The organism is Xanthomarina spongicola (genome assembly GCF_003148645.1).
GTDB classification, from domain to species: Bacteria; Bacteroidota; Bacteroidia; order Flavobacteriales; family Flavobacteriaceae; genus Xanthomarina; species Xanthomarina spongicola.
Map to the genome: position 1 here is coordinate 1 of NZ_QGGP01000004.1, position 26,247 is coordinate 26,247.

Genomic DNA, 26,247 nt, shown 5'->3' on the forward strand with positions numbered 1-26,247 from the left:
ATTATTGATGATGTTACTGATCCAACACCTTCTTTAGGGTCTTTACCGAATATTACGGCTGAATGTTCTGTTACTTCTTTAACAGCTCCTACTGCTACTGATAATTGTGGTGGTTCGGTTACTGTATCTCATAACGCCACACTGCCTATTTCGGCTCAAGGAACTACTGTAGTGACTTGGACCTATGATGATGGAAATGGTAATACAACAACGCAAAATCAAAATGTGATTATTGATGATGTGACAGCACCAATTGCTCCAACATTATCAACAATAAATGCGCAATGTTCTGCAACAGCACCTACACCAACTACAACAGATGGTTGTAATGGAAGTATTATTACAGGAACAACTTCAAATCCTGTTACTTATAATACACAAGGCGCACATATAATCACATGGAATTTTGATGATGGAAATGGAAATAGTGTAAATGTAGATCAAACCGTATTTATAAATGATACTGTAGATCCAGTAGCAAACTGTCAAAACCTTACAATTGCATTAAGCAATTCAACTGGTACTGCAACTATTACTGCTGCACAAATTAATAATGGCTCTACTGATAATTGTGGAACTGGTAATCTAACATACTCATTATCTCAATCAACTTTCGATTGTACTAATATAGGGCCAAACATTATTATTCTAACTGTAACAGATGCTGGTGGAAATACAGATACATGTACAGCAACTGTAACTGTTACTAGTCCAAACATAAATGGTGGTACTGCTGATGGATATCTTACAAACACACTACCTTATCCTCCTGCAGATGACATTATAGAAGTAACTGCATGTCCAGACGAACCTCAAAATGCCATAATAACATTGAATGGTCATATGGGTAATATCGTTCGTTGGGAATCTTCAATAAATGGAGGTTTAACATGGACTTCAATTTCAAATACTACAAATACCTATAATTTTAATGATATTTTACAGACTACTTTAGTACGTGCCGTAATACAAATTGGTGCATGCCAAGCTTATTCAAACTTAGTCTATGTTGTAGTAGTTCCACCAGATGTTCCTCCAACAATTATTGGTCCAAGTGAATTTGATATTTGTTTAGGAACCGATGTTACAGTTGAAGCAGAAAGTGCTTATGGAGTTAACTCTGCCTTCAATAATGGTGGTATGTTTAATGAAGCTAATCTTAATAATCTAGGATGGATTGTTGATGGTGCAGCTGAAATGTCTGCAGGTGGTAACAATACTAATGATACCTATTGGAAAGAAACCAATGGTCCAAAAAAATTCAATGGTAGATGTTACGATTCTACTGATAATACAAAATTCGCAATTGTAAGTGGCACATCAATTTATGATGCTCCAGATCATACTATTGCACCATTATCTACTTTAGAAACTCCTATATTTAATACTTTAGGATTAACAAGTGCTCACTTAGAATTTGATCAGGCATATTACCTTGAAGCTGGAGCTTGGGTGAAAATTGAATTGTCTGTTGATGGTGGAGCAAATTATAATATTACTTTAGATCCTGGTCCAACATATAACTACACAGGACCAAGTGATTCAGGCTTTTTGGCAAGTGTACCTGGTTTTACAGGACAATGTAGAAATACATTAGGCACATTAGTTGACAATCATGTATCTATAGATTTACAAAGTTATATAGGTATGACAGGATTGAGAATTAAATTCACATATTCTGGAACAAATAATAGTGCTTGGGCATTAGACAATATTACCATTCCTGATGCGCCAATCGATGAAACAATTGAATGGACAGATGAAAATGGTGTTGTTGTAACAACAGGTTCTACAACGACCATTACACCAATTACTCCTGGTGTTCAAACTTATGGTGTGACATCATTAATTAATGGCTGTCGTTCAGATGGTGATGAAGGAACAGAATTTGTTCATGTAAGTGCTAGTTTAGCTTATGCAGGAGAGAATATCATTCCTACAGCTGGAGAATGTGGTGAATCTACAGTACAATTAAAAGCTTATGACAATACCTTAACAGCATTACAAAACTATGCTAATGGTGTTTGGGATACAAATTATCATTTACCAGTATTAGCTAATGGCGATACAGATTATCCAGGAACTGGTGAAAACGGATTCTGGTCTGTTACATCTGCACCAAGTGCATGTGGTAGTACGTATGGTTTCTCAAATATAAACAGCCCTAATTCATCTTTTACTGGCGAAGCAGGTACTTACACATTAACATGGACTGTTGCTGGATGTACAAGTAGTATAAATGTTACTTTAGACAATTGTGATAGCGTTGATTTTGATGGTGTAAATGACCACGTCTTATTCGATGATAATTATGATATGTCTGGTAACTTTAGTATAGAAGTTTGGGTTAAGCCTGAATCTATTTCGGGACAACAATCAATTCTTTCAAAAAGAAATGCTAATAATTTAGCAACAGGTTATGATTTAAGCCTAAATGGAGGACGTTTATTTTTTAACTGGAATAATTCTGGTTCAATAAATTCAGCTCCATATAACTTAACAACTAATAGATGGTATCATATTGGTGTCGTATATAATTCAGGAACCTATTCATTATATATTGATGGTGTTTTAATTAAAACTGCTGCTGGTTCTATACCAAGTTCAAATAATATGAAATGTATTTTAGGAGCTATGGATCAAGCTGGTAGCCCACCAAACAAACCTGTAAAATATTTCAACGGTTGGATGGATGAATTACGTTTTTGGAATAAAGCAATTTCAACAAATCAACTTCGCCAAATGATGAATCAAGAGATTAGAAATAATACTGCTGTTGCTGGTGAAGTTTTACCATTAGACATCCCAGGATTAACTTGGGCTAATTTAGATGGTTATTACAGAATGCAAGTTGCTTGTGGTAAATTAACACCTTATGCTGGAACAGTTACCGGTAAATTAAGAAACATTTATACACCTCAGCAAGAAACAGCTCCTCTACCATATACTTCAAGAGTAGATGGACAACAATGGACAACTGACAATACTTGGACTCATTGGCAAGTCTGGGATGTACCAAATAGTATAGGGATAGATAATTCTACACCTATAGATTGGAATATTGTTCAGATTTCACATAATATTGATTCTGGTAATAAAGACATAACAGTTCTTGGTCTAATTTCAGATACAACTAATAAAGAATTGACTATCTCTAATCCAGGAAGCCCACAAGATGAGACTAATACTGGTAAAATGTTATGGGTAACACACTATTTAGATTTAGATGGTAAAATAGACTTAGTTGGTGAATCTCAATTAATTCAGAAAAGATATACTGCAAGTCAAGTAAATGAAAGTATTTTTAATAATACAAGTTTAGGATATATAGAGCGTGACCAACAAGGAACTAGTAATGCTTTTAATTATAATTATTGGAGTTCGCCAGTGGCACAAAATAATGCAGCTGCTGATAACAGTAATAGTTATTCTATAGGAAGTATCTTAAGAGATGGTACAACAACTGTTAATAACCCAATAAGCAGAAATATAAATTGGACTGGGGCAAATACTGCTTCAGCTAGTAACCCTGCACAAGTTAGTACAAGATGGCTTTATGCCTATATTAATAATCCTGCTCAAGATTATTATTCATGGGAATACATTGGAAACAATGTTTCAATTCCTATTGGTCTTGGATACACTATGAAAGGAAGTGGAAATGCAACAGCAAATCAGAATTATGTGTTTGTTGGAAAACCTAATAACGGAACAATAACTACTCCTATTGGAGCTACTAGACAGTCGTTAGTTGGAAACCCATACCCTTCTGCAATAGATTCTAGAGAGTTTATTATAGATAATGGACCTTCTGGTGCAAATAGTATTACTGGAACATTATATTTCTGGGAACATTATACATCTAATGCAACTCATATAACCGAATTATACGAAGGAGGTTATGCTGCATTAAATTTCACAGGTGGTGTTGGAGCTGTGCAACATCCAGATTTAATAATAAGTAGTAATGGAACTAAAATTCCAGAAAGATATATTCCTGTTGGACAAGGTTTCTTTGTTGAAGCTGGCTCATCAACTGGTCAAGTAACATTTAATAATAGTCAAAGAATATTTAAAACTGAAGCTTTTACTGCTGACACTTATGAAGGTTCAGTATTTATTAGAAACTCGGCAGAAAATTCAGATTCTGAAGAGATTACAATTAAACGCATACGTCTTGAATTTACCTCTCCAGAAGGTGCACGAAGACCTTTATTACTAGGTTTTGTACCAGATGGTATAGCAACCGATGCTGTTGATTGGGCTTATGATGGTAAGAATAATGATGAATCAGCTAATAGTGACTTATCATGGATTATTGAAGACGAAAAATATGTTATACAAGGTGTTGGTGAATTTGATGCTACAAAACAGTATCCTTTAGGATTATACCTAACTGCTAATGGTAATATAAAAATTAGTTTAACAGATTTAGAAAATTTTGATTCACCAATTGATGTATTTGTTTATGATAGTTTACTAGGTACATATACTCAAATTAATGATACAGATTTTGATTTTGAGATGGATGCTGGAGATTATATGAATAGATTCTATCTAACATTCCAATCTGAAAGTTTAACTGTAAATGAAAATGAAATTTCTGACCAACTATTAGTTAATTATTTAAATAGTTCAGAAGAAATATACATCAATGTTCCAAATAGTATTTCTGTAAAACAGGTGTTTTTAATTCAAATGCTTGGTCAAACAGTAAATTCTTGGGAAATTACAAATGCACACGCCTATTTGTCTTTACCTGAAATAAGAATTCCTGTTAAAGGTATTACAGATGGAACTTATATTATTAAAATAGTTACTGAGAACAATCAAACTATAAACAAAAAAGTAATAATAAATCAATAATTCCCAATCCAATTTCTTTAAAAAAAACGACCATTTGGTCGTTTTTTTTTGCTTAAACGTTAAAATTAATAGCATTTTATCGGTTTTATATGTCTTTTTATAGATAATACTATAATTAATAATATATTACAGCCCCTAATAATACTTCTTAAATAACAATATTGATGAAATTAATAGCCAACATCTATCTATCTCTTTTTATAACTTTTATTTGTACCAACCTAAATGCTAATACTTTATCAGAATACTCTAATACAAGTGAGTTTAGCACTATGCAACGTGTACGTATTGATTTTGAAAGTCCAAATGGCTTTGTTAGACCATTATTACTAGCGTTTACCTCTGATGACTCAGCAACTGATGGTGTAGATTATGGTTATGATGGTGCCAATTTTGATCAATTTCCGGATGACCTCTTTTGGATGATTGAAGATAACACTTATGTAATTCAAGGTGTAGGTTCTTATGTAGATACAAAACAATATCCTTTAGGACTTTTTTTAACAAATTCTGGGACTATTAAAATATCTTTAAATAGTCTTGAAAATTTTAATGAAGAAATAGATGTTTATGTCTTTGATAATTTAGAGAATACTTATACTAGAATAAATGAAAGCAATTTCGTACTAGATGTAACTAATGGTGATTATATAAATAGGTTTTTTATTACTTTTTCAAATCCAAACGCTACTGTAAACAACGAAATTTCAAATGGAGCTTTAAGTTTAGAAGAGTATAATAATGAAGCACTAAATTCTATTACTTATTTATCTAATTCAAATCAACTTGTAATTAAATCTAATTCAATAATTTCTAACATTAATATTTATTCAATAACTGGTCAAAAAATTAATCAAATAAATAACATCTATTCTAAAGAAGTAAAAATTCCTTTACAATTAAACTATAAAGGTTTTGCCATTGTAAAAGTAAGTAATCAAGAAACTCAGCATAGTAAAACCATTGTTCTAAAATAAATAATAAAAACCGTGATACTAGCATCACGGTTTTTATTTTATCTAATTATAATTTTTTGATTTATATTTTGTGTATTACTTTTCAACTGGACTATATATACTCCTGAACTTAAATCTGTCACATTAATTGTCTGTTTGCTCTTATCTAGTTCTAAAGTTTGTGTTAATACTTTTCTGCCTTGCATGTCCAATAAAGTAACAACTGTATTACTTGTAATTAAACCTTTAATTACAACTTCTTTTGGTGAAGCAGTTGAATACACTATTAAAGCATCTATATTATTTACATTAGTACCCAAAGTATTCGCTTCAAATCTCAAAAAGAATCTACCTATACCAGAAATATTTGTATCAGCAGTAAATGTATAGTTGTTTGAATTAAGCAATGTAAATGTATTGGTTAGATTATCCTCTAAATACACATCAATATCATTCGGTAAAGTACTGTTTAACATACTTACTCCAACTTGCATCCCTTGAGAAGCATTAATTCCTAGTGGAATAATAAGATTATTATCTAAATCATTTAAACTGACTGACTGAATAGCCATATCAAGACCTTGGTTTTCTTCAACTAATTGAGAATAGATTGCAAAACTTGGAGCAACTCCTCCATAAACACTTGCATCATAACCTACATCCAAACCTAAAGAGGCATTACTTGTTAAATATAAGTCAGTTTCATAAACATTCGAATTACTATTGATTTCAAGTTTTAAATATGAAATGTCATTTGATCTATTGATTATTCTGCCGTCAATAAAATCATCATCAATAAGACTGTTTCCAGTTGCTATTGTTCTAAATGACGGATTAAACACCATTGTTCCTCCTCCTATTTTAGAGGAGACCAGAAAACCTTGTCCAGGTGTAATAATGGCATTAGGGTTTGATAATGAATATGCTAAATTCCATATTTTCCAACCATTAGAAGCATCTCCATCATAGCCATAAACAGCTGCACTTACAGGTAAAAACTCATTAATATTTGTATTTAAAAAATCTGATAATTTTATATATGAAGGATATGGATTACCAATAAGGTTCCATTCTGGATAAGTACTTCCAACATTTAATATATTAACATTGACACTACCTGTATTAACAATCCCTTTAAATTCGAAGGTACTATTATCATTTGAAGCAGCACGATAACCTATTGCTGGCTCTAAAGTAATTGCTGCTTCTGCTGGAATATCAGTATCATAAGTTAAATAAGTCTCTGTTACTTTATCGAATGGTCCAAAAAGTTTTTCAGTAAGATTTGATGGGTTCGAAAAAATATTTGGATTTAAAGCTGCAAAAGCTCCAAAGTTTTGACCAGTTACTGGCGCAGAAATTAAATCGTTTCCTGCTGTATTAATATTTACATGACGTTTATAAACAACATCATTCAAAACATTTCCAGAAACAATTAAACTTGCGTATTCATTCGAAACTGAATTCAGAGTTAAATCGCCATTATTAACCAAATCCCCATTTAAAGTAATTGAATTAGATTGAGATACACCAACTTCTGCACCAGGATTGATTAATAAATTATTTAATTGAATATCTGAAATAACAAAATAAGTTCCGTTTAAAATAAGCGCATTATCTGTTCCTGTTCCACTAGATGGCGGATTTGGTATCCAAGCATTATTTCTATATAACAGTCCATCATACATTAAATTAATAGTATAATCTTCAACTTCACCAAAACCAAATGATTCGCACTCTGTAGGTATACCATTATATTTTAAAGCTACTCGCATACGTGTTGAGCCATAATGAAAATCTGTTGGCACTGTAAAACTTCCTGAAACAGATGACGCAGTTGTAGGTGCTTGCGTCCAAACTTGCTCACCTACATCTTCAAAATCTCCATCAGCATTGTAATCAATCCAAACTGAATATCCTTCATTAAAAGCAGCTCCTGTCCAAACTGGTGTAATGGTAATAGTATATTGTGTACCTAATGACAAATCTGTACTTAAAGCTGGATTAGCAGTAAAATCTGAATAACCAATACTTGTTGTTCCTGCACCTGAATTATTATCTAAAGTATTTAATTGCACACGACCAATATATTCATCACTTGTATCGTTTCCATTTGATGCACAATAAGAAGGGCCAACTAAACCTATTTGATCTATTGCCATATCACTTCTCCTTTGTCCTCCATTTCCTATGGTTCCTATAAATCTAAATTTAACAACCTGACCTATATAACTGTTTAAGTCAATATTTTCAGAATTCCATTGATTTCCTTGAGCACCATTTCTTGTGAAAATGTTTAACCAATTATCACCATTATCAGAGGATATTTCTAGGTTTAAACTTCCCATAGTACTTCCAAACATGTGATAATAAAATGAAAAAGTTGCTTCTGTAAGCGTCGTTAAATCGTAACATGGACTAATTAAAATAGCTGTATTATTTGTACCTATATCATGTGCTTCCGTATAAAAATAATTACCTCCACCTGTAATATCATTAGAAGGTCCTGTACTATTCGTAGGTGTACTACCAAAATTTAATGTCCAATCACCATCATCACCAGTAGCTTGTGTCCAATCACCAGCTCCAGAATCAAAAGTTTCTAAATAAGGGAATGTGGTAATTTGAGTTCCAGTACAAGCAGGAATTCCTAATGTGGTAAAAAATTCTGTACTTGAATAATTTGAATTATCGCCAATACCACAAGTGCTTCTTACCTGAACCTCATAAAGAGTTGAACTAGTCAAACCTATTAAATCACTTGATAGTGAGGTAACTGCATTTGTAATCCACGTTGGGTTTCCAGCCTCACGATATCTTAAATCATAAGTCGCATTAGGAACATCGTCCCAACTAATGGTTGCTGTGGTTGTGGTTATATTTGATACTGATAATCCTGTAGGAACAATTGCTGCACAAACAGGTACTCCTAATGTTGTAAAAAGCACAGAACTAGTATATGCTGAATTTACTCCAACATCACAAACACTTCTTACTTGAACTTCATAATCAGTTAAACTAGATAAACCTGTTAAATCACTTGATAGTGAAGAAACCGAATTTGTAATCCAAGTTGGACTTCCAACCTCTCGGTATCTTAAATCATAAGATGCTCCAGCAACATTATCCCAACTTACCGTTGCTGTAGTTGAACCAATATTTGATACTGACAATCCAGTTGGCACATCTGCAGTACAACCTTTTTGAATGGTAAAATAATCTGTAATAGCACCAGTTTCACGAATAAATTTCAAATTTAGTGTTGTACCACTAACTTCAAGAACACATGAGCCTAACTGATATAACGATGCGTACATTGCATTATGACTAGTAAGTGTTCCTGTTACTTTTCCAGAAGATCCTGCAGTAATATAAACAGCTCCTTCAGGATTTCCTGCACTTTTTGCATAAGCACCATCACCATCAGTCTTTCCATCACCAAATCCATTAGCTCCAACTGTCATTGTATTACTATTAAAAGTACTAGAAATATCATAATGACCATTCAAAAAATAGGAACGTTCATAAGAATGTGAATGACCAGACAGAATTAAATCTACGCCATTACTTTCTAAATCTGGCAAGAAATTTTCTCTCATATCACGCATAGCACCACTAGAGTCTCCTACATTATCAGAATCGTGTGATCCTTTTGTATAAGGTGGATGATGCCAAATAGCTACAATCCAGTCTTGGGTTGTATTTTGAACATCGTTTAGAGCCCAATTATACATGGCACCTCCAACCGACCGATCTGTTTCGTAAGATTCTAAAATTATAAAATGAATATTCGCATAATCAAACGAATAGTAAGCTTCCGTACCTGAAGCTAATCCTCCTGCTTCTCCATTAGTTGGAAAGGTAAAAATATCGTAATAAGGACCAGTTTGTGAATTAGAATCTGCTGAATAACCATCATGATTTCCTAATGTTGACCACGCCACAGATTTTTTTAGCATATCATCATAGATGTCAAACAATGCCGCTTGATACTCTGTATCAGTTCCCGAATTATAAGCGTTGTCTCCTAAGAACAACATCATATCGGTTAAGTCAGGATTAACAGCTTCATTTTGCACATAATTATAATATTGATCACGCACATTTCGTTGATCTTGATTGGCTGTTCCTGCATCACCTAATATCCATGCTCTTACAAATTGGTCTGTACCAATTGGAGGTGCTGTTTTTATATACATTTCAGCATCTTCTGCTAAATAAACACCATCACCATCAGCTATATCAAAATAATATTTGGTATTAGGTGTTAGTCCTGAAAGAGTAACTTCATGATTAATTTTTGGGGTATTATCAGTTACATTAGAACTTAACGAACCTAAAGCTGTTCCATAATTAACAATAGATTCCGTAGATGTATTGGTACGCCATTTTATAATTACTGAAGTAGAAGTTCCAGATTGCAAATAAGGCCCACGAATAACTTCAGATGGTAAAGCTGCAAAACCTTGCATTCTAAAATTAAAACTAATATCAGAACTACCAGCGTTTTCCTGATGAACCTCAACTGCAATCACATTATTGCCATTAACTAAATTACTTGCGATAGCTTGATAAATCCAAGTACTTTCTGCAGAACCACCAACAATCGAATTTGCAAACGTATTGTAATCCACTGGACCTGGATCCATATTATCTCGCCAAACTTCTGTACCATTTATGTACACAATCATACCATCATCTCTAATAGCTTCCATTACCAAATCGTTATATAAAGATGCATCAGGAATATTGAAGGTTTTTCTAAAGTAGGCTGTTTCAGTTGCATTATTAATAACTGTAGCTTCTCCTCCATCACCATAACCTAATTCAGCATTTCCTGAAGACCAAGAATTATCATCATACGTTGTATCATACCAAATTATTGAGCCTTGGTCTGCAGGTTGGTTTTGTAAATCGTAATAATTCCACAATCCGTCTTGAGCAATTAGAAAGTTTGAAGCTGCTAGTGCTTCTAATTCAAAATCAAAACTAATATCAGAACTACCTGCACTTTCTTGATGAATTTCGACTGCCAAAACGTTATTTCCTGAAACCAAACTATTTACTATACTAGTAGAAGCTGTTCCGTTTTCAGTTCCAACACTAGAAGCAAAAATTCCATAGAAAGGTGCGCCTGCTGGCATATTTTGTCGCCAAACTTCTACACCATTTAAATAAACAATAGCACCATCGTCAAAAGTTAAATTGAGAGAAAGTGTATCATAGAGTGATGCATCAACAACATTGAAACTATGTCTTACATATAATGCAAGTGTGTTAGAGTTCACTACTGTAGCTTCATCTCCATCTCCGTAGCCCATGTGTGCATTACCTGAAGACCAAGCACTATCATCATACGAACTATCGTTCCAATCTAAAGGTCCTTGATTTGCAGGTTCATTTTGATTGTCGTAATAAGACCATGAAGACCCATTACTTATTAAGGTTGTTTGTGCTGAAACATTTAATAAGCCCAAAGAACCTATTAAAATCAACAAATTAATTTTTAAATTCAATTTCATAAGTGATTGCTATTAAATAATATATACTAGACTTTTAAGGTGACCAAAGACTTAAATTAATTTTTAATTATTATACGTTTTGTTTTAATTATTTGTTGTTTACTATCAAACATTCGTAATAGATACAGACCTTCTGATAAATCACTAACATTTAGTTCTTGTGCATCATCATAAGACCCATTTAAATCTAATCTTTTTACTAATTGACCATAAATATTATATAGAGAGACAGTAATTTTCTCTCCATTAAAATCACTACATTCAATATTAAGAATATTATTAGCTGGATTTGGATACACTTTAATATTGTTATAACTAAGATCTGTTGAAGAAGTACTTCTAGCAGAACCACCACCAACAGTACAAAAAGCTACCTGACTTAAGCTGACACTCATAGTAACTCCTGCATTACCATCGTAAGCATCATTAAGGTTAATAGTAATTGATTGAACACCTCCAGAAATATTAACATTCACAGAACTCGTACTTGATCCAAAGAAAGTTCCATAGGTCTGATTGGATCCACTACCATTAACATAAGTAACAACAACTCTATCTATAAATCTGTTGCTCTTTTTTCCACTTTGCTCAGCATTCAAATTACTTACCATAAATGAAACATCTTGACTATTCGCTGGTAAATTTAATGTTGTACTATTAGATCCACTACCCGAATGTGTTAATGTGCTATTAGAAAATGAAGCTGAATCTGGCGCACAAGTATTACATGTTGGCGAATTAGAATCAGGCACACAAGGATCATTATCATTTGGATCTACTGTGCTGCAATATCCATCTCCATCATTATCTGCAACTGGAGTTCCAACACATCCACAATTAGCATCATAAACATCATTTTCTGTACATGCATCACCATCATCACAAGAAGTTCCTATTAAACTATTATCGCAAGAATCGCATCCATCTGGAATACCATCATTATCTGAATCCATACTATCGTCTGAACCAGGACATTGATCTAAACCATCGCAAACACCATCTCCATCTGAATCTATTGATACACCATTGGCATCTACAGTACTTGGACAAGGCGAGTTAATTTCTTGATCTTCTCCATCGCAAATACCATCTCCATCTGAGTCTAGTGTAGATGTACCTGCACAATTACAGCTCGCATCATATACGTCATTTTCAGTACATGCATCACCATCATCACAAGCTGTACCTATTAAACTATTATCGCAAGAATCACAACCATCAGGAATGCCATCATTGTCTGAATCTAGACTATCGTCTGAACCTGGACATTGATCCAATTCGTCACAAACACCATCTCCATCTGAATCTATTGATACACCATTCGCATCAACTGTATTTGGGCATGGTGAGTTAATTTCTTGATCTACACAATCGCTTATGCCATCTGAATCCGTATCAACTAAATCATTACAAGGATCACAACCATCTGCAATGCCATCATTATCAGAATCGATGTTATCATCAAAACCTGGGCATTGATCATTTGGATCACATACGCCATCTCCATCACTATCACTGCAAACAATAGTTTCAATACAGTAATTAACAGAACTTAAACTAACACTCATATTAGTAGAAGAATTTCCATCATAGCCATCAGCTAAACTAACTGTAACAGATTGGACAATTCCAGAAATACTAACATTTACTGAACTACCATTCCCTGCATCAAACACACCGTAATTTTGGTTTGATCCACCTCCATTTACATAAGTAATAGTAACTTGCTCTATATATCGATTTGTAGGCTTTCCACCTGTTCTTTGATCTAATCCAGAAATAGTAAATGAAATATCCTGCCCATCTATTGGAATAGTTGCAGATGTATTACTTGATCCAGTACCAGAATGCGATAAATTACTTGTGCTAAAATTTGTAATGTGAGGTAAGCAATTAGAACTATCGCAAAAATCTGGAATACCATCATTATCTATATCATTATTATCATTTCCTCCTGGACAAATATCATCATCGTCACAAACACCATCTCCATCTGAATCTAAAGAAACACCATTAGCATCCACATTATTAGGACAAGGAGAATTTGGTTCAGAATCTAAACAATTTGCAATGCCATCACCATCACTATCATTTGACACACCATTACTATCTACATCCAGTGGACAAGGTGAGTTAACTTCTAAATCAGCCGAATCACAAACACCATCTGCATCAGCGTCATTGGTATCTGGTGTTCCAGTACATCCACAATTAGCATCATACACATCATTAGTTGTACATGGATCTCCATCATCACAACTTGCACCAACTGTACATCCTTTTTGAATGGTAAAATAATCTGTAATTGTTCCTGAATCAGTAATAAACTTTAAATCAAGTGTGCTTCCATCAACTTCTAAAATACAAGAACCTAATTGATTTAAAGAGGCATACATGGCATTATGGTCTAAACTTCCTCCTGAAATTTTACCAGAAGAACCTGCTGTAATATAAACAGCTCCATCAGGACTACCAGGACTTTTAACATATGCACCATTACCATCTATTTTACCATCTCCAGCTCCATTAGCACCAACTGTCATGGTACCACTATTAAAAGTACTAGAAGTACCATGATGACCATTTAGGAAATAAGAACGCTCATAAGAATGACTATGACCAGAAAGCACCAAATCAACACCATTACTTTCTAACATAGGTAAAAAGTTTTGACGCATTTGAATCAACTCCGTTTCGGTATCAGAATCATGAGATCCTTTTGTATATGGTGGATGATGCCACATGGCAACAATCCATTGTTGAGTAGTATTTTGTAAATCATTCAAAGCCCAATTGTACATGGCTCCACCAACCGAACGATCTGTTTCATAAGATTCTAAAACTATGAAGTGAATATTCGCATAATCAAAAGAATAGTAAGCTTCTGTACCAGACGCTAATCCACCTGATTCTCCATTCGTTGGAAACGTAAATATATCGTAATAAGGTCCTGTTTGAGAATTTGAATCAGCCGAATAGCCATCATGATTACCAAGTGTTGACCAAGCCACTGAATTCTTTAGCTTATCTTCATACATATTCTGAAACACGGCATTTTGATATTGCGAATCCGTTCCATCGTTATATGCATTATCTCCAAGAAATAAGATACCATCTGTAACATTAGAACCTATATAATTGTAGTAAGCATCTCTTACAGCACGTTGATTGCTATTAGCTGTTCCAGCATCACCTAATGCCCAAAATGTAACTGGCTGAGATGAGCCTACAACTGGATGTGTTTTAAAATACATGCTTGATGATTCAGGAACAATTACAGTAGAATTGTTGGCTAATTCATAATAATAAATTGTATTAGCACTCAAGCTTGTTAACTCAACTTCGTGTTCTGTTTTTAAATTTAAATCTGAATAACTCAAAGATAAAGAACCTAAAGAAGTTCCATAATTAATAACCGTTTCTGTAGGTGTTGCAGTACGCCATCTAACTACCATACTATTAGAAGATCCCTTTTGAAGATAAGGCCCTCTGTTTACATTTACAGATCCAGGCGTATTGGCACTTAACTGAAAATCAAAACTAATATCCGAACTACTTGAACTGGCTTGATGAATTTCTACCGAAAGCACATTAGTTCCAGTAACTAGTGAATTCGTTATCGCTGTTGAAGCCGAACCGTTTTCAGTTCCAATGGATGGAGTAAATGTGTTATAAGTAGGCGTTCCTGCTGGCATATTTTGTCTCCAGACCTCAACCCCATTTAAATAAACAACTGCGCCATCATCAAAGATTAAATTAAGATTCAAAGAATCATACATAGAAGGATTAGAAACATTAAAGCTATGTCTAACATATAACGTATAGGTATTGCTATTAACAACTGTTGCTTCGTCTCCATCACCATATCCCATGTGTGTATTTCCTGTAGCCCAAGTACCATCATTATAAGAAAGGTCATTCCAATCGAAAGCTCCTTGATCGGCTGGTTGATTTTGCAAATCGTAATAAGACCACGAAGATCCATAATTAATTAAAGTGGTTTGTCCTGAAATATCTAATAAGCTAAAAAAGCCTAGTAGAGTCAGTAAATAAATTTTTAAATAAAGTTTCATGTCTTGGTTGTTAGTTGGTTATTGTATCTGTAATCTGTATTTTCTTTTGCTTAATCTCTTCTTTAAGGGACTTTATATTTGAAGTATTTTGTATTCTTAGTGGTAATATTTTTATACTATTCTCTGACAAATTCAAGGCCTCTTCAGCCTTCTCAAAGTCATTATTACCCATATATAATTCAGCCAATTTACTATATGCGTGCTCTTTTCTATTTAAAGTTTTAATAATGGATTCCTGACTTTCAATAGCCATATCAAAATCGTCTATTGCCATATACAATTCCACCTTTTTTTCAAGTAAAGAAATAATCTGTCCAAGTGTTTCAATACCTTGATTCAGAATAGAAATAGAGTTATCAAATGCCTTATCATTTGGACTTAAATACCAGGCTTCTGAAGCATCAATATAATTTTCAGGAAAAGTTTTACTACTATACTTAATGACTTTTTCAAAATAAATAGCAGATTTTTCATATTGAGCATCCTGAAATAATGTTTGTGCTTTAATTTTTAAAAAAACCACATCGTTTGGCGACTTATTTAAAATAGAATCGACAAATAGAAGTGCATTTGTATAATCTTTAAGCTCAAAATAATTTTTAGAAAGTAGTAGTTCCTGCTCAATATCTAGATACCCTAAATCTATGGAATAGTTAATATCTTTTATGCTTAATTGATAATCGTCGTGCTGATAATACAGCTTTCCACGCTTAAAATACAACTGTGCACTATCAGGTGATTTTTTAATTTCTTCTGTAACTGCCAAAATACGTTTGTCTAAATCGCCATGAGAATAGGCTTGTGTCAAACATAAGAAGCAGATGATGGTTAGAAAACGTTGTAGATTAATCAATTAAATTATATTTAGAATCTTATTTAATAAATATACTTAGAAATATTTTATAATAATTAACAATTTCTATATCAAACACATAACTTATTCACAATTAATTTTTAATAAGTTTAGTGTTAATTAACTCCTGTTTTATTTATATAATAAATTATTGAATAATAGCATTTTGAGTGATTCCCGAAATTATAAGGTCTAAACATTGAAGCTACCTATTTAATTAGTTTATAGTCACTAAAGAAGTTAAATAAGTGATTAAAGTACTAAAACGATTGCAAAACTCTAACATCTTAAATCCTCAAAAAACTCAACTATGTACAAAAACCTATTCATTATTCACTTATTATAATAATAATTTGACTTCATATCACATAAATCTTTTGGAATATGACTATCTTTAAAAAACACATAACAAGTTGTGCTTCATAATACCCAACCTCTAACCAATGATAAAATTCTTTCGAAAAATAAGATATAACCTCATGGATAAAGGAAAAACAGGTAGGTATTTCAAGTACGCCATTGGAGAAATCATTCTGGTCGTTATTGGCATTTTAATTGCTTTACAGATTAATAATTGGAATGAAAGAAAAAAAGAAGAGCAAATATTGAATGGTATTTATTCAATAATTGTTGAGGATTTAAAAAGTGATATTGATGAACTCAATGGCATGTTAAAGACCAAAAAGGATTTTGAACCATACTTTAAGAAAGTCATGAACGATGAAATGACTAAAGAAGATTATAAAGAATGTCCAAATTGTGTGTATATGGCATTATCTTATAGAACCTTAACCATTGAGAAAAGAGGATATAACTTACTTGAAAATTTTGGTAACACTTCAAGCTTAAGAAATGATAGTTTATCATTAAAAATCACTCATTTTTATTCCAATCAATTAACACGACTTCATACTGGTGATTCTGCAACAGAAAAACTAGTGAATTCAACTTTAGAATTATGGCAGAAATACAACTGGTTTTCAGGTTTTGTTTCAGGAAATAATCTTGATGGGTTTATAGATTATACTTTAAATAATCCAGAATATAAGAATACCGCTTCTCTCTATTATTTAATGCACTATACTGGTACCATTAAAGGATTAGATTCATTTATAGAAAATGCAACTTCTATGATACATCTTATTGACAAAAGATTAGATAAAAAATAACGCAAGTAAAAAAAAACATATAAAATTATAAATACTTTATTTTAAGCATTTTAAATAAATTTATCTCATGTTTTACTTCATAAAGCCTTGTCCATTATATCCTGCACACATTCCGGATTTAATAACGTACTAATATCTCCTAAATTAGACGTGTCTTTTTCTGCTATTTTACGTAAAATACGTCTCATTATTTTCCCAGAGCGAGTTTTTGGTAAACCTTCAGTAAACTGTATTTTTTCCAGTTTGGCTATGGGACCAATTCTATCAGCAATTAGCTGGTTTATTTCTTTTCGCAGGTTATCATGATTTCTGCTTTCGCCTGCATCTTTCAAAGTTACAAAACCATATAAGGCGCTGCCTTTAATATCATGTGGAAAACCAACAATAGCAGATTCAGCTACAGCTGGATGTTCGTTAATAGCATCTTCAATTGGTGCTGTTCCTAAATTATGACCAGAGACAATAATTACATCGTCCACACGTCCTGTAATTCTATAATAACCAACCTCATCACGCAAAGCGCCATCTCCTGTAAAGTACATGTTTTCAAATGCTGAGAAATAGGTGTCCTTATAGCGCTGATGATTGCCCCAAATGGTTCTTGCCATACTTGGCCAAGGGAATTTAATACAAAGCCTTCCTTCCACTTGATTGCCTTTTAACTCCTCGCCTGTTTCATCCATTAAAGCTGGTTGAATACCAATAAATGGAAGTGTTGCATAAGTTGGTTTTGTTGGAGTTACAAAAGGAATAGGTGTAATCATAATGCCTCCTGTTTCTGTTTGCCACCAGGTATCTACAATTGGACTTTTCTTTTTACCTACATGGTCGTTATACCAATGCCAAGCTTCTTCGTTAATAGGTTCGCCTACAGAACCCAAAACTTTCAATGAAGATAAATCATATTTTTCTACCAATTCCGAACCTTGTTTTGCCAAAGCTCTAATGGCTGTTGGTGCTGTATAAAATTGATTCACTTTGTGCTTTTCTATAATCTGCCAGAATCGTCCAAAGTCAGGATAATGTGGTACACCTTCAAACATAACGGTTGTTGCTCCATTAGCTAAAGGACCATAAATAATGTAGCTATGTCCAGTAATCCAGCCAATATCTGCAGTACACCAATAAATGTCATTTTCTTTATACTGAAATACATTCTTAAAAGTATAAGCAGTATAAACCATATATCCAGCTGTGGTATGCACCATACCTTTTGGTTGCCCTGTAGAACCAGACGTATACAGAATAAATAAAGGGTCTTCTGCATTCATGACCTCTGCAGTTAACTGATTGGAAGCTTTATCTAATAAAGGCTGTAACCAAGTATCACGACCTTCTTTCATAATGATTTCGCTTTGAATACGCTTAGCTACCAAAACAGTTTTAACACCAGGACAACTCTCTAAAGCTTCGTCTACAATGCCTTTTAAATCGATGGTTTTTGCACCTCGATACGAGCCATCTGCAGTAATAACCATATTACAATCGCAATCGTTAATTCGTGTTGACAAGGCTTTAGCTGAAAACCCAGCAAACACCACAGAATGGATAGCTCCTATTCGTGCACATGCTAACACAGAAATAGCCAATTCTGGAATCATAGGTACATAAATACAAACCCGATCACCTTTCTTAATGCCTTGTTCTTTTAATACGTTGGCAAACTGATTTACGCGATGATATAGTTGCTTGTATGTAATATGTTCTGCCTCTTCGTCTGGACTATTAGGTTCAAAGATAATGGCTGTTTTGTCTCCTCTGGTTGCCAAATGTCTATCGATACAATTCTCTGTAATATTTAGTTGCGCACCTTCAAACCATTTTACTTCTGGTTTTGTAAAATCCCAATCTAAAACGTTGTCCCATTTTTTTCGCCAAAGAAAATGTTCTTCGGCTACTTCTTCCCAGAAGTTTTCTGGTTCACGAATGGACTTTCTATAAACTTGATAATATTCTTCTAAATGTTTTATGTGATAATTACTCATAATGTTACTGCTCTTTAAGTCTTCTAAAATACGAATTAATCTCTTTAACAACTCGTGGTGCCATAATTATAGTTGCTGTCATAGTTGGAATTGCCATGAGTGCAAAAAAGCCATCAATTAAGTTAATCATCATCGCTAAAGAGGTTGTTGCTCCCATGATGATACTAGCAATATAGAGATAGTTATAATAATGCTTCTTATCTGCTCCAAACAAAAAAGACATACACTTAGTGCCATAATAAGAATATGAAAAAAGAGAGGAAATACTAAACACTGCTATACAAATTAGTAACAAGTACTTTCCTATTCCAGGCATGGCGTTGCCAAAAGCCGAAGCTGTTAAACTCACTCCATTGGCATCTGTAGTTTGCCAAACTCCAGTAACTAAAATTGCCAAGGCAGTCAACGTACAAACTATTAAAGTATCTATAGCTGGACCAAGCATGGCAACCAGACCTTCACGAACAGGTTCGTTTGTTTTTGCTGCTCCATGAGCCATTGGAGCTGTACCAATTCCTGCTTCGTTTGAAAATGCACCACGTCTAATACCTAACAGAATCAATCCTCCAACAATACCTCCTAAAAAGGAATCTCCTTTAAAATTAGTTGCTGCAAAGGCATCAGTAAAAATCATAACGAAGTATTTAGGAACAACTTCAATATTCACAATTAAAATAAATAGCACCAAAACAAAATAAAGTAAGACCATACTTGGTACCATTTTAGATGCCACTTTACTGATTCGGTTTAAACCTCCAAGAATTACAATAGATGTAATACCTACTAAAACAATTCCGATAATAAGGTTAGAGTTAAATCCTACTTCCACACCTTGAGGCACTAACAAAATATCGTTAATAGCTTGCGTTAATTGATTCACGTTAAAAACTGGCAAAGCGCCAACCAAACCACATAAACTAAAAAACACTGCTAGAGGTTTCCATTTTTTACCTAAGCCTTCAACTATAAAATACATAGGACCTCCTTGAATCTTACCTTCACTATCTTTACCACGATACATAATGGCTAAGGTAGATGTAAAGAATTTGGTACTCATACCAATTATGGCACTTATCCACATCCAAAAAACGGCTCCTGGACCACCAATAGAAATAGCTACTGCTACTCCTGCAATGTTTCCCATGCCAATGGTTGAAGACAATGCAGTGGTTAGGGCTTGAAAATGAGATATTTCACCTGCATCGTTTGGGTTATCGTATTTACCACGTAATACTTGTAAGGCATGACCTAGATATCTAAAAGGTAAAAATCTGGAAAGGATTAACAGATACAAACCTCCTCCAATTAATAATATTAGTAAGGGTAAACCCCAAGCATAAGAAGCAAAATTTGAAATTAGTTGGTTGAGTTGTTCCATAAAATGTTATTCCTTTTTAAATGTATTAAAACGAATTTGATAAAATTAAATAAAATAAAATTGTAAACACCATAAAGTAAAATGTATGGGTATCTTTATAACCTTTGAAACTTAATAAAGCAAAAAAATGGCATACGATGAATTTTTAGCAGATAGAATTAGGCAGCTATTAAAAGAAAAACAAAAACCATTTACCGAATTAAACATGATGGGAGGCTTGTGCTTTAAAGTCAATAACAAAATGCTTTGTGGCATCCATATAGACAAGAAATATGGCGACAGTTTGCTTATGGCTAGAATTGGTGAAGATGCCTATACAGAAGCCATAAAAAAAGACCATTGCTTACCTATGGATTTTACTGGAAGACCAATGCGTGGCTATATTTTTGTAACACCAGATGGTTTTGATACAGAAGCAGATTTATCTTTTTATTTAGAGTTATGTCTGGCTTTTAACCCTTTAGCCAAAGCCAGTAAACCCAAAAAGAAAAAATAGTTTTTTTACGTAGTACTACGTATAGATTTTATGCCCAAAAATGGCTAACTTCGTTTAACAGTCAATTTAAACAATTAAAAAAGTTGATATCAAATCGTTGTACGTAATTTGGAAAAGAAAATGATTGAGTATTTAAACTCATACGACAAACTAATAGAAAGCACGAGAAGTTTGATTCAGACTTTTAAAGCTTTTCCGAAAATTTTCAAGGAAGAAAAACATCATAAATTTCATAAATTTTTTGATAAAGCATTATACAATATTCTTCATTCATTGGATTTAGTAATCGGAATGAAATACTTGGATATGAGTAAATCTATCAATAACCAAGTTGAAACCAATTATTTTGCAAGAGTTTTAGTAATTACATGTCATGAAATTTTAAATGATATGAATAAAATGGTAGGGAAAGACTTAAGAGAAGAATTAGTTAGCAAAATTGGTCTTAAGGAAGTTGAAAAATTAGACAATGCAACTAAAGAAATGAATAGTTTGAGAAAGAAACATTTGAAAAAACTAAAAGATTTAAGAAACAACGTTATTGCTCACAAATTAGACAATGGAATTGTACAAGCAGATATTATAAATGAGATAGACCCAAAAGACATATATATAATTAGTAATGAAATTTGGAAAACTCAATCAAAATTTATCAGTATCTATACTGATTTAATTCAAAAAATATAATTATAAAAATGTGGATAAAGGAACCTGAAGCACAATTGAAAGAATCGTTGCATGACCATGTCAACTTTTTATACAAAGAAAATAATATTTTTATTATGGACAATCATTTGGCAGCAGGATGGTCATGGTTGAATATCGTTAATCCAGAAAATTCACATTACTTCATTCATATAGATAAACACTTTGATTTATTAGATTTTCCAACAACTATAAAAAAAGAAATTTTAGATAAAGGAATTAATATCAAAGATTTAACTTTTCAAGAATATCTAGATTTAAAACAGCATGGGAATAATGGAGACTCATGGCCAATGTTTCGTTGGGATAATTATATTCTCAATCTCAAACTCGCATACCCAAACTTATACAAAGAGACTTATTTTGCAACGTTCCAAGACGGAAATAAAGTTGATGATTTCATTGACAATGAAGTAGAATTTTTGGAATTGATAACCGAAATTGACTATTGGATTAAAAACAAAAACGATTCTGGATGGATAGTTAATCTAGATATTGATTATTTCTTTAACCATATCAATGATAAGCGAGTACAAATATTAACTGACGAGGTAGTTAGACAACTAGCAACTAACATAAAAAAGGTACTAAATAAAATTGAAGTTTTGACAATTTGTTTAAGTCCTGAATGTTGCGGTGGTTGGGACAAATCTATGCACATTATGTCTATAATTTCAGAAGTATTGAATTTAAAATTTATCGAAGAATTAAATAAAAAAACTACGTACAACAACGTGTAAAAATAATTGCTTGGTATTTGCCTACTTGGTTCGTTCCATTTTTATTAAGTTAGTTGCTTAAACACACAACTATCCTTACACAAACCCGTAAACGAAATTCTAAAATTCCTATTAAGCTAGTTTCCCTTTAAGTATGCCAACACATTCGCTTCAATACGCTCTTGAATATTTGACACATCTGCTTTTACAAAGGTTTCTCCTGTAATGTTTTCGTAAAGTTCTATATAACGCTCGCTAACCGTTGTAATGTATTCGTTGGACATTTCTGGAACCGTTTGCCCTTCTAAACCTTGAAAATTATTAGCAATTAACCATTGTCTTACAAACTCTTTAGAGAGTTGTTTTTGTGCTTCACCTTTATCTTGGCGTTCTTGATAACCTTCAGCATAGAAATAGCGAGACGAATCTGGTGTGTGGATTTCATCTACTAAAACAATCTTACCATCTTTAGTTTTTCCGAATTCGTACTTAGTATCAACTAAAATCAGACCTCTGGAAGCTGCAATTTCAGAACCACGTTGAAACAATTTTCTGGTGTAATCTTCCAACACCAAATAATCTGCTTCGCTAACAATACCTTTTTTAATAATGTCTTCTCTAGAAATATCTTCGTCATGGTCTCCCATTTCAGCTTTAGTTGCTGGTGTAATTATTGGATTAGGAAATTTATCGTTTTCTTTCATCCCTTCTAGCATGTTCACACCACAAAGCATACGTTTTCCTGCTTTATATTCTCTGGCTGCATGACCAGACATATAACCACGAATTACCATTTCTACCTTAAACGTTTCGCATAAATGTCCAACAGCCACATTTGGGTCTGGAGTTGCTAACAACCAATTAGGTACCAAATCTTCAGTAGCTTTCATCATTTTTGTCGCTATCTGATTTAGTATTTGCCCTTTAAAAGGAATGCCTTTTGGCATCACGACATCGAAAGCCGAAAGTCTGTCTGTTGCAACCATGACTAATACATTGTCATTGATATTATAAACTTCTCTTACTTTACCTTTATAAACGCTTTTTTGTCCTGGAAAATTGAAATTGGTATCTGTAATGGTATTGTTCATCTTTGATATTAGTTGTCATTACGAGGAGTGAAACGACGTGGTAATCTCATCCTATTTGAAAGATTGCCACAACAAATTATCAATTTGTTTCGCAATGACGTTCATTTTTAATTAATATAATTTTAAAAAAGACACTTCGACTACGCTAAGTGTAACAATTAATATTTTTACTGCTGACTGTTACTTAAAACTGCCAACTAATTTTACTCTCTATTTTCTATGCTTTTATAAGCTTCAATAACTTTCTTAACTAATTTATGACGAATTACATCTTTATCGTCTAAAAACACCATACCAACACCTTCCACATTTTTCAAAATCAATAAGGCTTCTTTTAAACCAGAAATGGTTCTACGTGGTAAATCTATTTGTCCAGGATCTCCTGTTAACAGGAACTTAGCGTCTTTACCCATTCTGGTTAAAAACATTTTCATTTGTGCATGTGTGGTATTTTGCCCTTCATCTAAAATTACAAACGCATGATCTAAAGTACGTCCTCTCATAAAAGCTAAAGGTGCAATTTGTATGGTTCCATTTTCTATGTATTGAGCTAATTTTTCAGCAGGAATCATATCTCTCAAGGCATCGTAAAGAGGCTGCATGTATGGATCTAACTTTTCTTTTAAATCTCCAGGAAGAAATCCTAAATTCTCACCAGCTTCAACAGCTGGACGTGTTAAAATAATACGTTTAACTTCTTTGTTTTTTAGAGCTTTAACAGCTAATGCAACTCCAGTATAGGTTTTTCCTGTTCCAGCAGGACCAATAGCAAAAACCATATCGTTTTTTCGCATTAATTCCACCAATTTTCTTTGGTTTGCTGTTTGCGCTTTTATTATACGACCATTTACACCATGAACAATTGTTTCTCCACTAGCTTCACTTGTAGCATAATCGTCTTTACTTCTGCTTGTAAGCACACGTTCTATAACATTTTCGTCTAATTTGTTATATTTTATATAATGCTCCATGAGCATATTAAATCGTCTGTCGAACTCTTCAAGAAGGTCTTCGTCTCCATAGGCCCTAATTTTAGTTCCTCTGGCTACAATTTTAAGTTTCGGAAAATATTTTTTTAATAATTCTATGTTGGCATTTTGTGCTCCAAAAAATTCTTTAGGAGAGACTTCTTCAAGTTCGATAATAATTTCGTTCAAAAGCTGTGAGATTTAATTAAATTTATCAATTAAGATTTATTAGATTTGTGCTAGAACAAAGCTACACAATTTTAGTGTGAGTTACCTTAAAAAAATATCAACAATTAATCTATGGCAATTATAACTTTAACAACAGACTTTGGAGAGAAAGATCACTTTGCTGGCGCTGTTAAAGGAGCTATTTATAGTGAATTGCCTGATGTTAAAATTGTTGATATCTCTCATTCTATTTCTCCTTTTAATATTCCAGAGGCAGCATACATTATTAGAAATGCGTATAGCAGTTTTCCTAAAGGAACGATACATATAATTGGTATAGATTCTGAAATGAATGAGGAAAATAAACACATTGCTATAAAACTGGATGAACATTATTTTATTTGTGCCAATAATGGCATTATGAGTATGATTTGTGCAGAAATTGCTCCAGAAAAAATTGTTGAAATAAACATTCACGATCGCATAGAAACCAGTTTTCCAGCATTGGATGTTTTTGTAAAAGTGGCATGCCATATTGCTAGAGGTGGAACTCTAGAAGTTATTGGTAAAATAATTGATACAATAAAGCCAATTAAAAACATTATCCCTTTTGTAAACGAAGACCAGAATCAAATTATTGGATCTGTTATTTACATTGATAATTATGGCAATGTTATTTCGAATATTAAAAAAGCATTTTTTGAAACCATTCAAAAAGGAAGGGAATTTGAAATTTCAGCAAGAAATTATAAGTTTAAAAAAATCTATTCAAAATACAGTGACATTGTAAATTTTGAAACTGCAATTGAAAAAAGAAACGATGAAGGCAAAAGCCTCGTGGTATTTAACTCTTCAAATTATCTTGAAATTGCCATTTACAAGAGTAATAGTCAGACTTCAGGAAGTGCATCAACTCTAATGGGTTTAGATTTAATGGATTCCATTAGTGTTAATTTTATTACTGAATAAATATTAAAAAACTATGTTTGTACGAATTGTGAAAATGAGTTTCAATGAAAAACATATTGATGAATTTCTTTCGAATTTTAATTTAAACAAAGAACACATACGAAATTTCGAGGGTTGCCGTTTCTTAGAACTATACAGAGATAAAATAAATGAAAATGTATTTTTTACTTATAGTTACTGGAATTCTGAAGCAGATTTAGAAGCATACAGACATTCTGAACTGTTTAAAAATGTTTGGAGTAAAACAAAACCACTTTTTAATGCCAAACCAGAAGCTTGGAGTGTAGATAAAGTTGTTACTCTAGAATAAATAGAGATTAGAGAAAGTT

The 26,247-nt window shown here is 32.9% G+C and carries 15 protein-coding genes; 8 read left to right on the forward strand and 7 right to left on the reverse strand.

Annotation, left to right across the window (positions count from 1 at the left end; all coding sequences use genetic code 11):
- Positions 1-4,866, forward strand: a 4,866-nt coding sequence (locus tag LX78_RS08850) for a LamG-like jellyroll fold domain-containing protein (RefSeq protein ID WP_342766616.1), incomplete at its 5' end; no start/stop codon positions are given.
- Between the two features lie 164 nt (positions 4,867-5,030).
- A complete protein-coding gene (locus LX78_RS08855; protein ID WP_146192556.1) occupies positions 5,031-5,843 on the forward strand; it encodes a hypothetical protein in 813 nt (270 codons plus the stop codon).
- Between the two features lie 38 nt (positions 5,844-5,881).
- Here the strand turns inward: LX78_RS08855 and LX78_RS08860 are convergent, their stop codons facing one another.
- Genes LX78_RS08860 through LX78_RS08870 form a run of 3 tightly spaced genes read right to left on the reverse strand, consistent with a single transcriptional unit; the run spans position 5,882 to position 16,270 of the window.
- Positions 5,882-11,344 (reverse strand): GEVED domain-containing protein, encoded by a 5,463-nt coding sequence (locus tag LX78_RS08860; protein ID WP_109682309.1) that lies wholly within the window; start codon positions 11,342-11,344, stop codon positions 5,882-5,884.
- A gap of 56 nt (positions 11,345-11,400) precedes the next feature.
- Positions 11,401-15,417 (reverse strand): T9SS type A sorting domain-containing protein, encoded by a 4,017-nt coding sequence (locus LX78_RS08865; RefSeq protein ID WP_109682310.1) that lies wholly within the window; start codon positions 15,415-15,417, stop codon positions 11,401-11,403.
- 10 nt (positions 15,418-15,427) lie between these two features.
- Positions 15,428-16,270, reverse strand: coding sequence for a tetratricopeptide repeat protein (locus LX78_RS08870; protein WP_146192557.1), 843 nt, complete (start codon positions 16,268-16,270; stop codon positions 15,428-15,430).
- A 443-nt stretch (positions 16,271-16,713) separates the two neighbouring features.
- Here LX78_RS08870 and LX78_RS08875 point away from each other — a divergent pair, with 443 nt between their 5' ends.
- Positions 16,714-17,439, forward strand: coding sequence for a DUF6090 family protein (locus tag LX78_RS08875; RefSeq protein ID WP_146192558.1), 726 nt, complete (start codon positions 16,714-16,716; stop codon positions 17,437-17,439).
- 77 nt (positions 17,440-17,516) lie between these two features.
- On the opposite strand, the gene acs is transcribed toward LX78_RS08875, so the two are convergent.
- Both acs and LX78_RS08885 read right to left on the reverse strand, forming a co-directional pair.
- A complete protein-coding gene (gene acs, locus LX78_RS08880; RefSeq protein WP_109682313.1) occupies positions 17,517-19,424 on the reverse strand; it encodes an acetate--CoA ligase in 1,908 nt (635 codons plus the stop codon).
- A gap of 4 nt (positions 19,425-19,428) precedes the next feature.
- Positions 19,429-20,802, reverse strand: coding sequence for an alanine/glycine:cation symporter family protein (locus LX78_RS08885; RefSeq protein WP_109682314.1), 1,374 nt, complete (start codon positions 20,800-20,802; stop codon positions 19,429-19,431).
- 127 nt (positions 20,803-20,929) lie between these two features.
- Between LX78_RS08885 and LX78_RS08890 the strand changes: the two genes are divergently transcribed.
- The 3 genes from LX78_RS08890 to LX78_RS08900 all read left to right on the forward strand — a co-directional run bounded on the left by LX78_RS08890 (position 20,930) and on the right by LX78_RS08900 (position 22,743).
- A complete protein-coding gene (locus LX78_RS08890; RefSeq protein ID WP_109682315.1) occupies positions 20,930-21,298 on the forward strand; it encodes an RNA methyltransferase in 369 nt (122 codons plus the stop codon).
- A gap of 306 nt (positions 21,299-21,604) precedes the next feature.
- Positions 21,605-21,985 (forward strand): hypothetical protein, encoded by a 381-nt coding sequence (locus tag LX78_RS08895; RefSeq protein ID WP_146192559.1) that lies wholly within the window; start codon positions 21,605-21,607, stop codon positions 21,983-21,985.
- Positions 21,986-21,993: 8 nt separating this feature from the next.
- Complete coding sequence (locus LX78_RS08900; RefSeq protein WP_109682317.1) at positions 21,994-22,743, forward strand: hypothetical protein; 750 nt, start codon at positions 21,994-21,996, stop codon at positions 22,741-22,743.
- A 116-nt stretch (positions 22,744-22,859) separates the two neighbouring features.
- On the opposite strand, the gene LX78_RS08905 is transcribed toward LX78_RS08900, so the two are convergent.
- On the reverse strand, positions 22,860-23,813 hold the full coding sequence (locus LX78_RS08905; RefSeq protein WP_109682318.1) for a phosphoribosylaminoimidazolesuccinocarboxamide synthase: 954 nt from the start codon (positions 23,811-23,813) through the stop codon (positions 22,860-22,862).
- Between the two features lie 203 nt (positions 23,814-24,016).
- Positions 24,017-24,970, reverse strand: coding sequence for a PhoH family protein (locus tag LX78_RS08910; RefSeq protein ID WP_109682319.1), 954 nt, complete (start codon positions 24,968-24,970; stop codon positions 24,017-24,019).
- 111 nt (positions 24,971-25,081) lie between these two features.
- On the opposite strand from LX78_RS08910, the gene LX78_RS08915 reads away from it, so the two are divergent.
- On the forward strand, positions 25,082-25,918 hold the full coding sequence (locus tag LX78_RS08915; RefSeq protein WP_109682320.1) for an SAM hydrolase/SAM-dependent halogenase family protein: 837 nt from the start codon (positions 25,082-25,084) through the stop codon (positions 25,916-25,918).
- Positions 25,919-25,931: 13 nt separating this feature from the next.
- Positions 25,932-26,228, forward strand: coding sequence for a putative quinol monooxygenase (locus LX78_RS08920; protein WP_109682321.1), 297 nt, complete (start codon positions 25,932-25,934; stop codon positions 26,226-26,228).
- Positions 26,229-26,247: the final 19 nt, after the last annotated feature.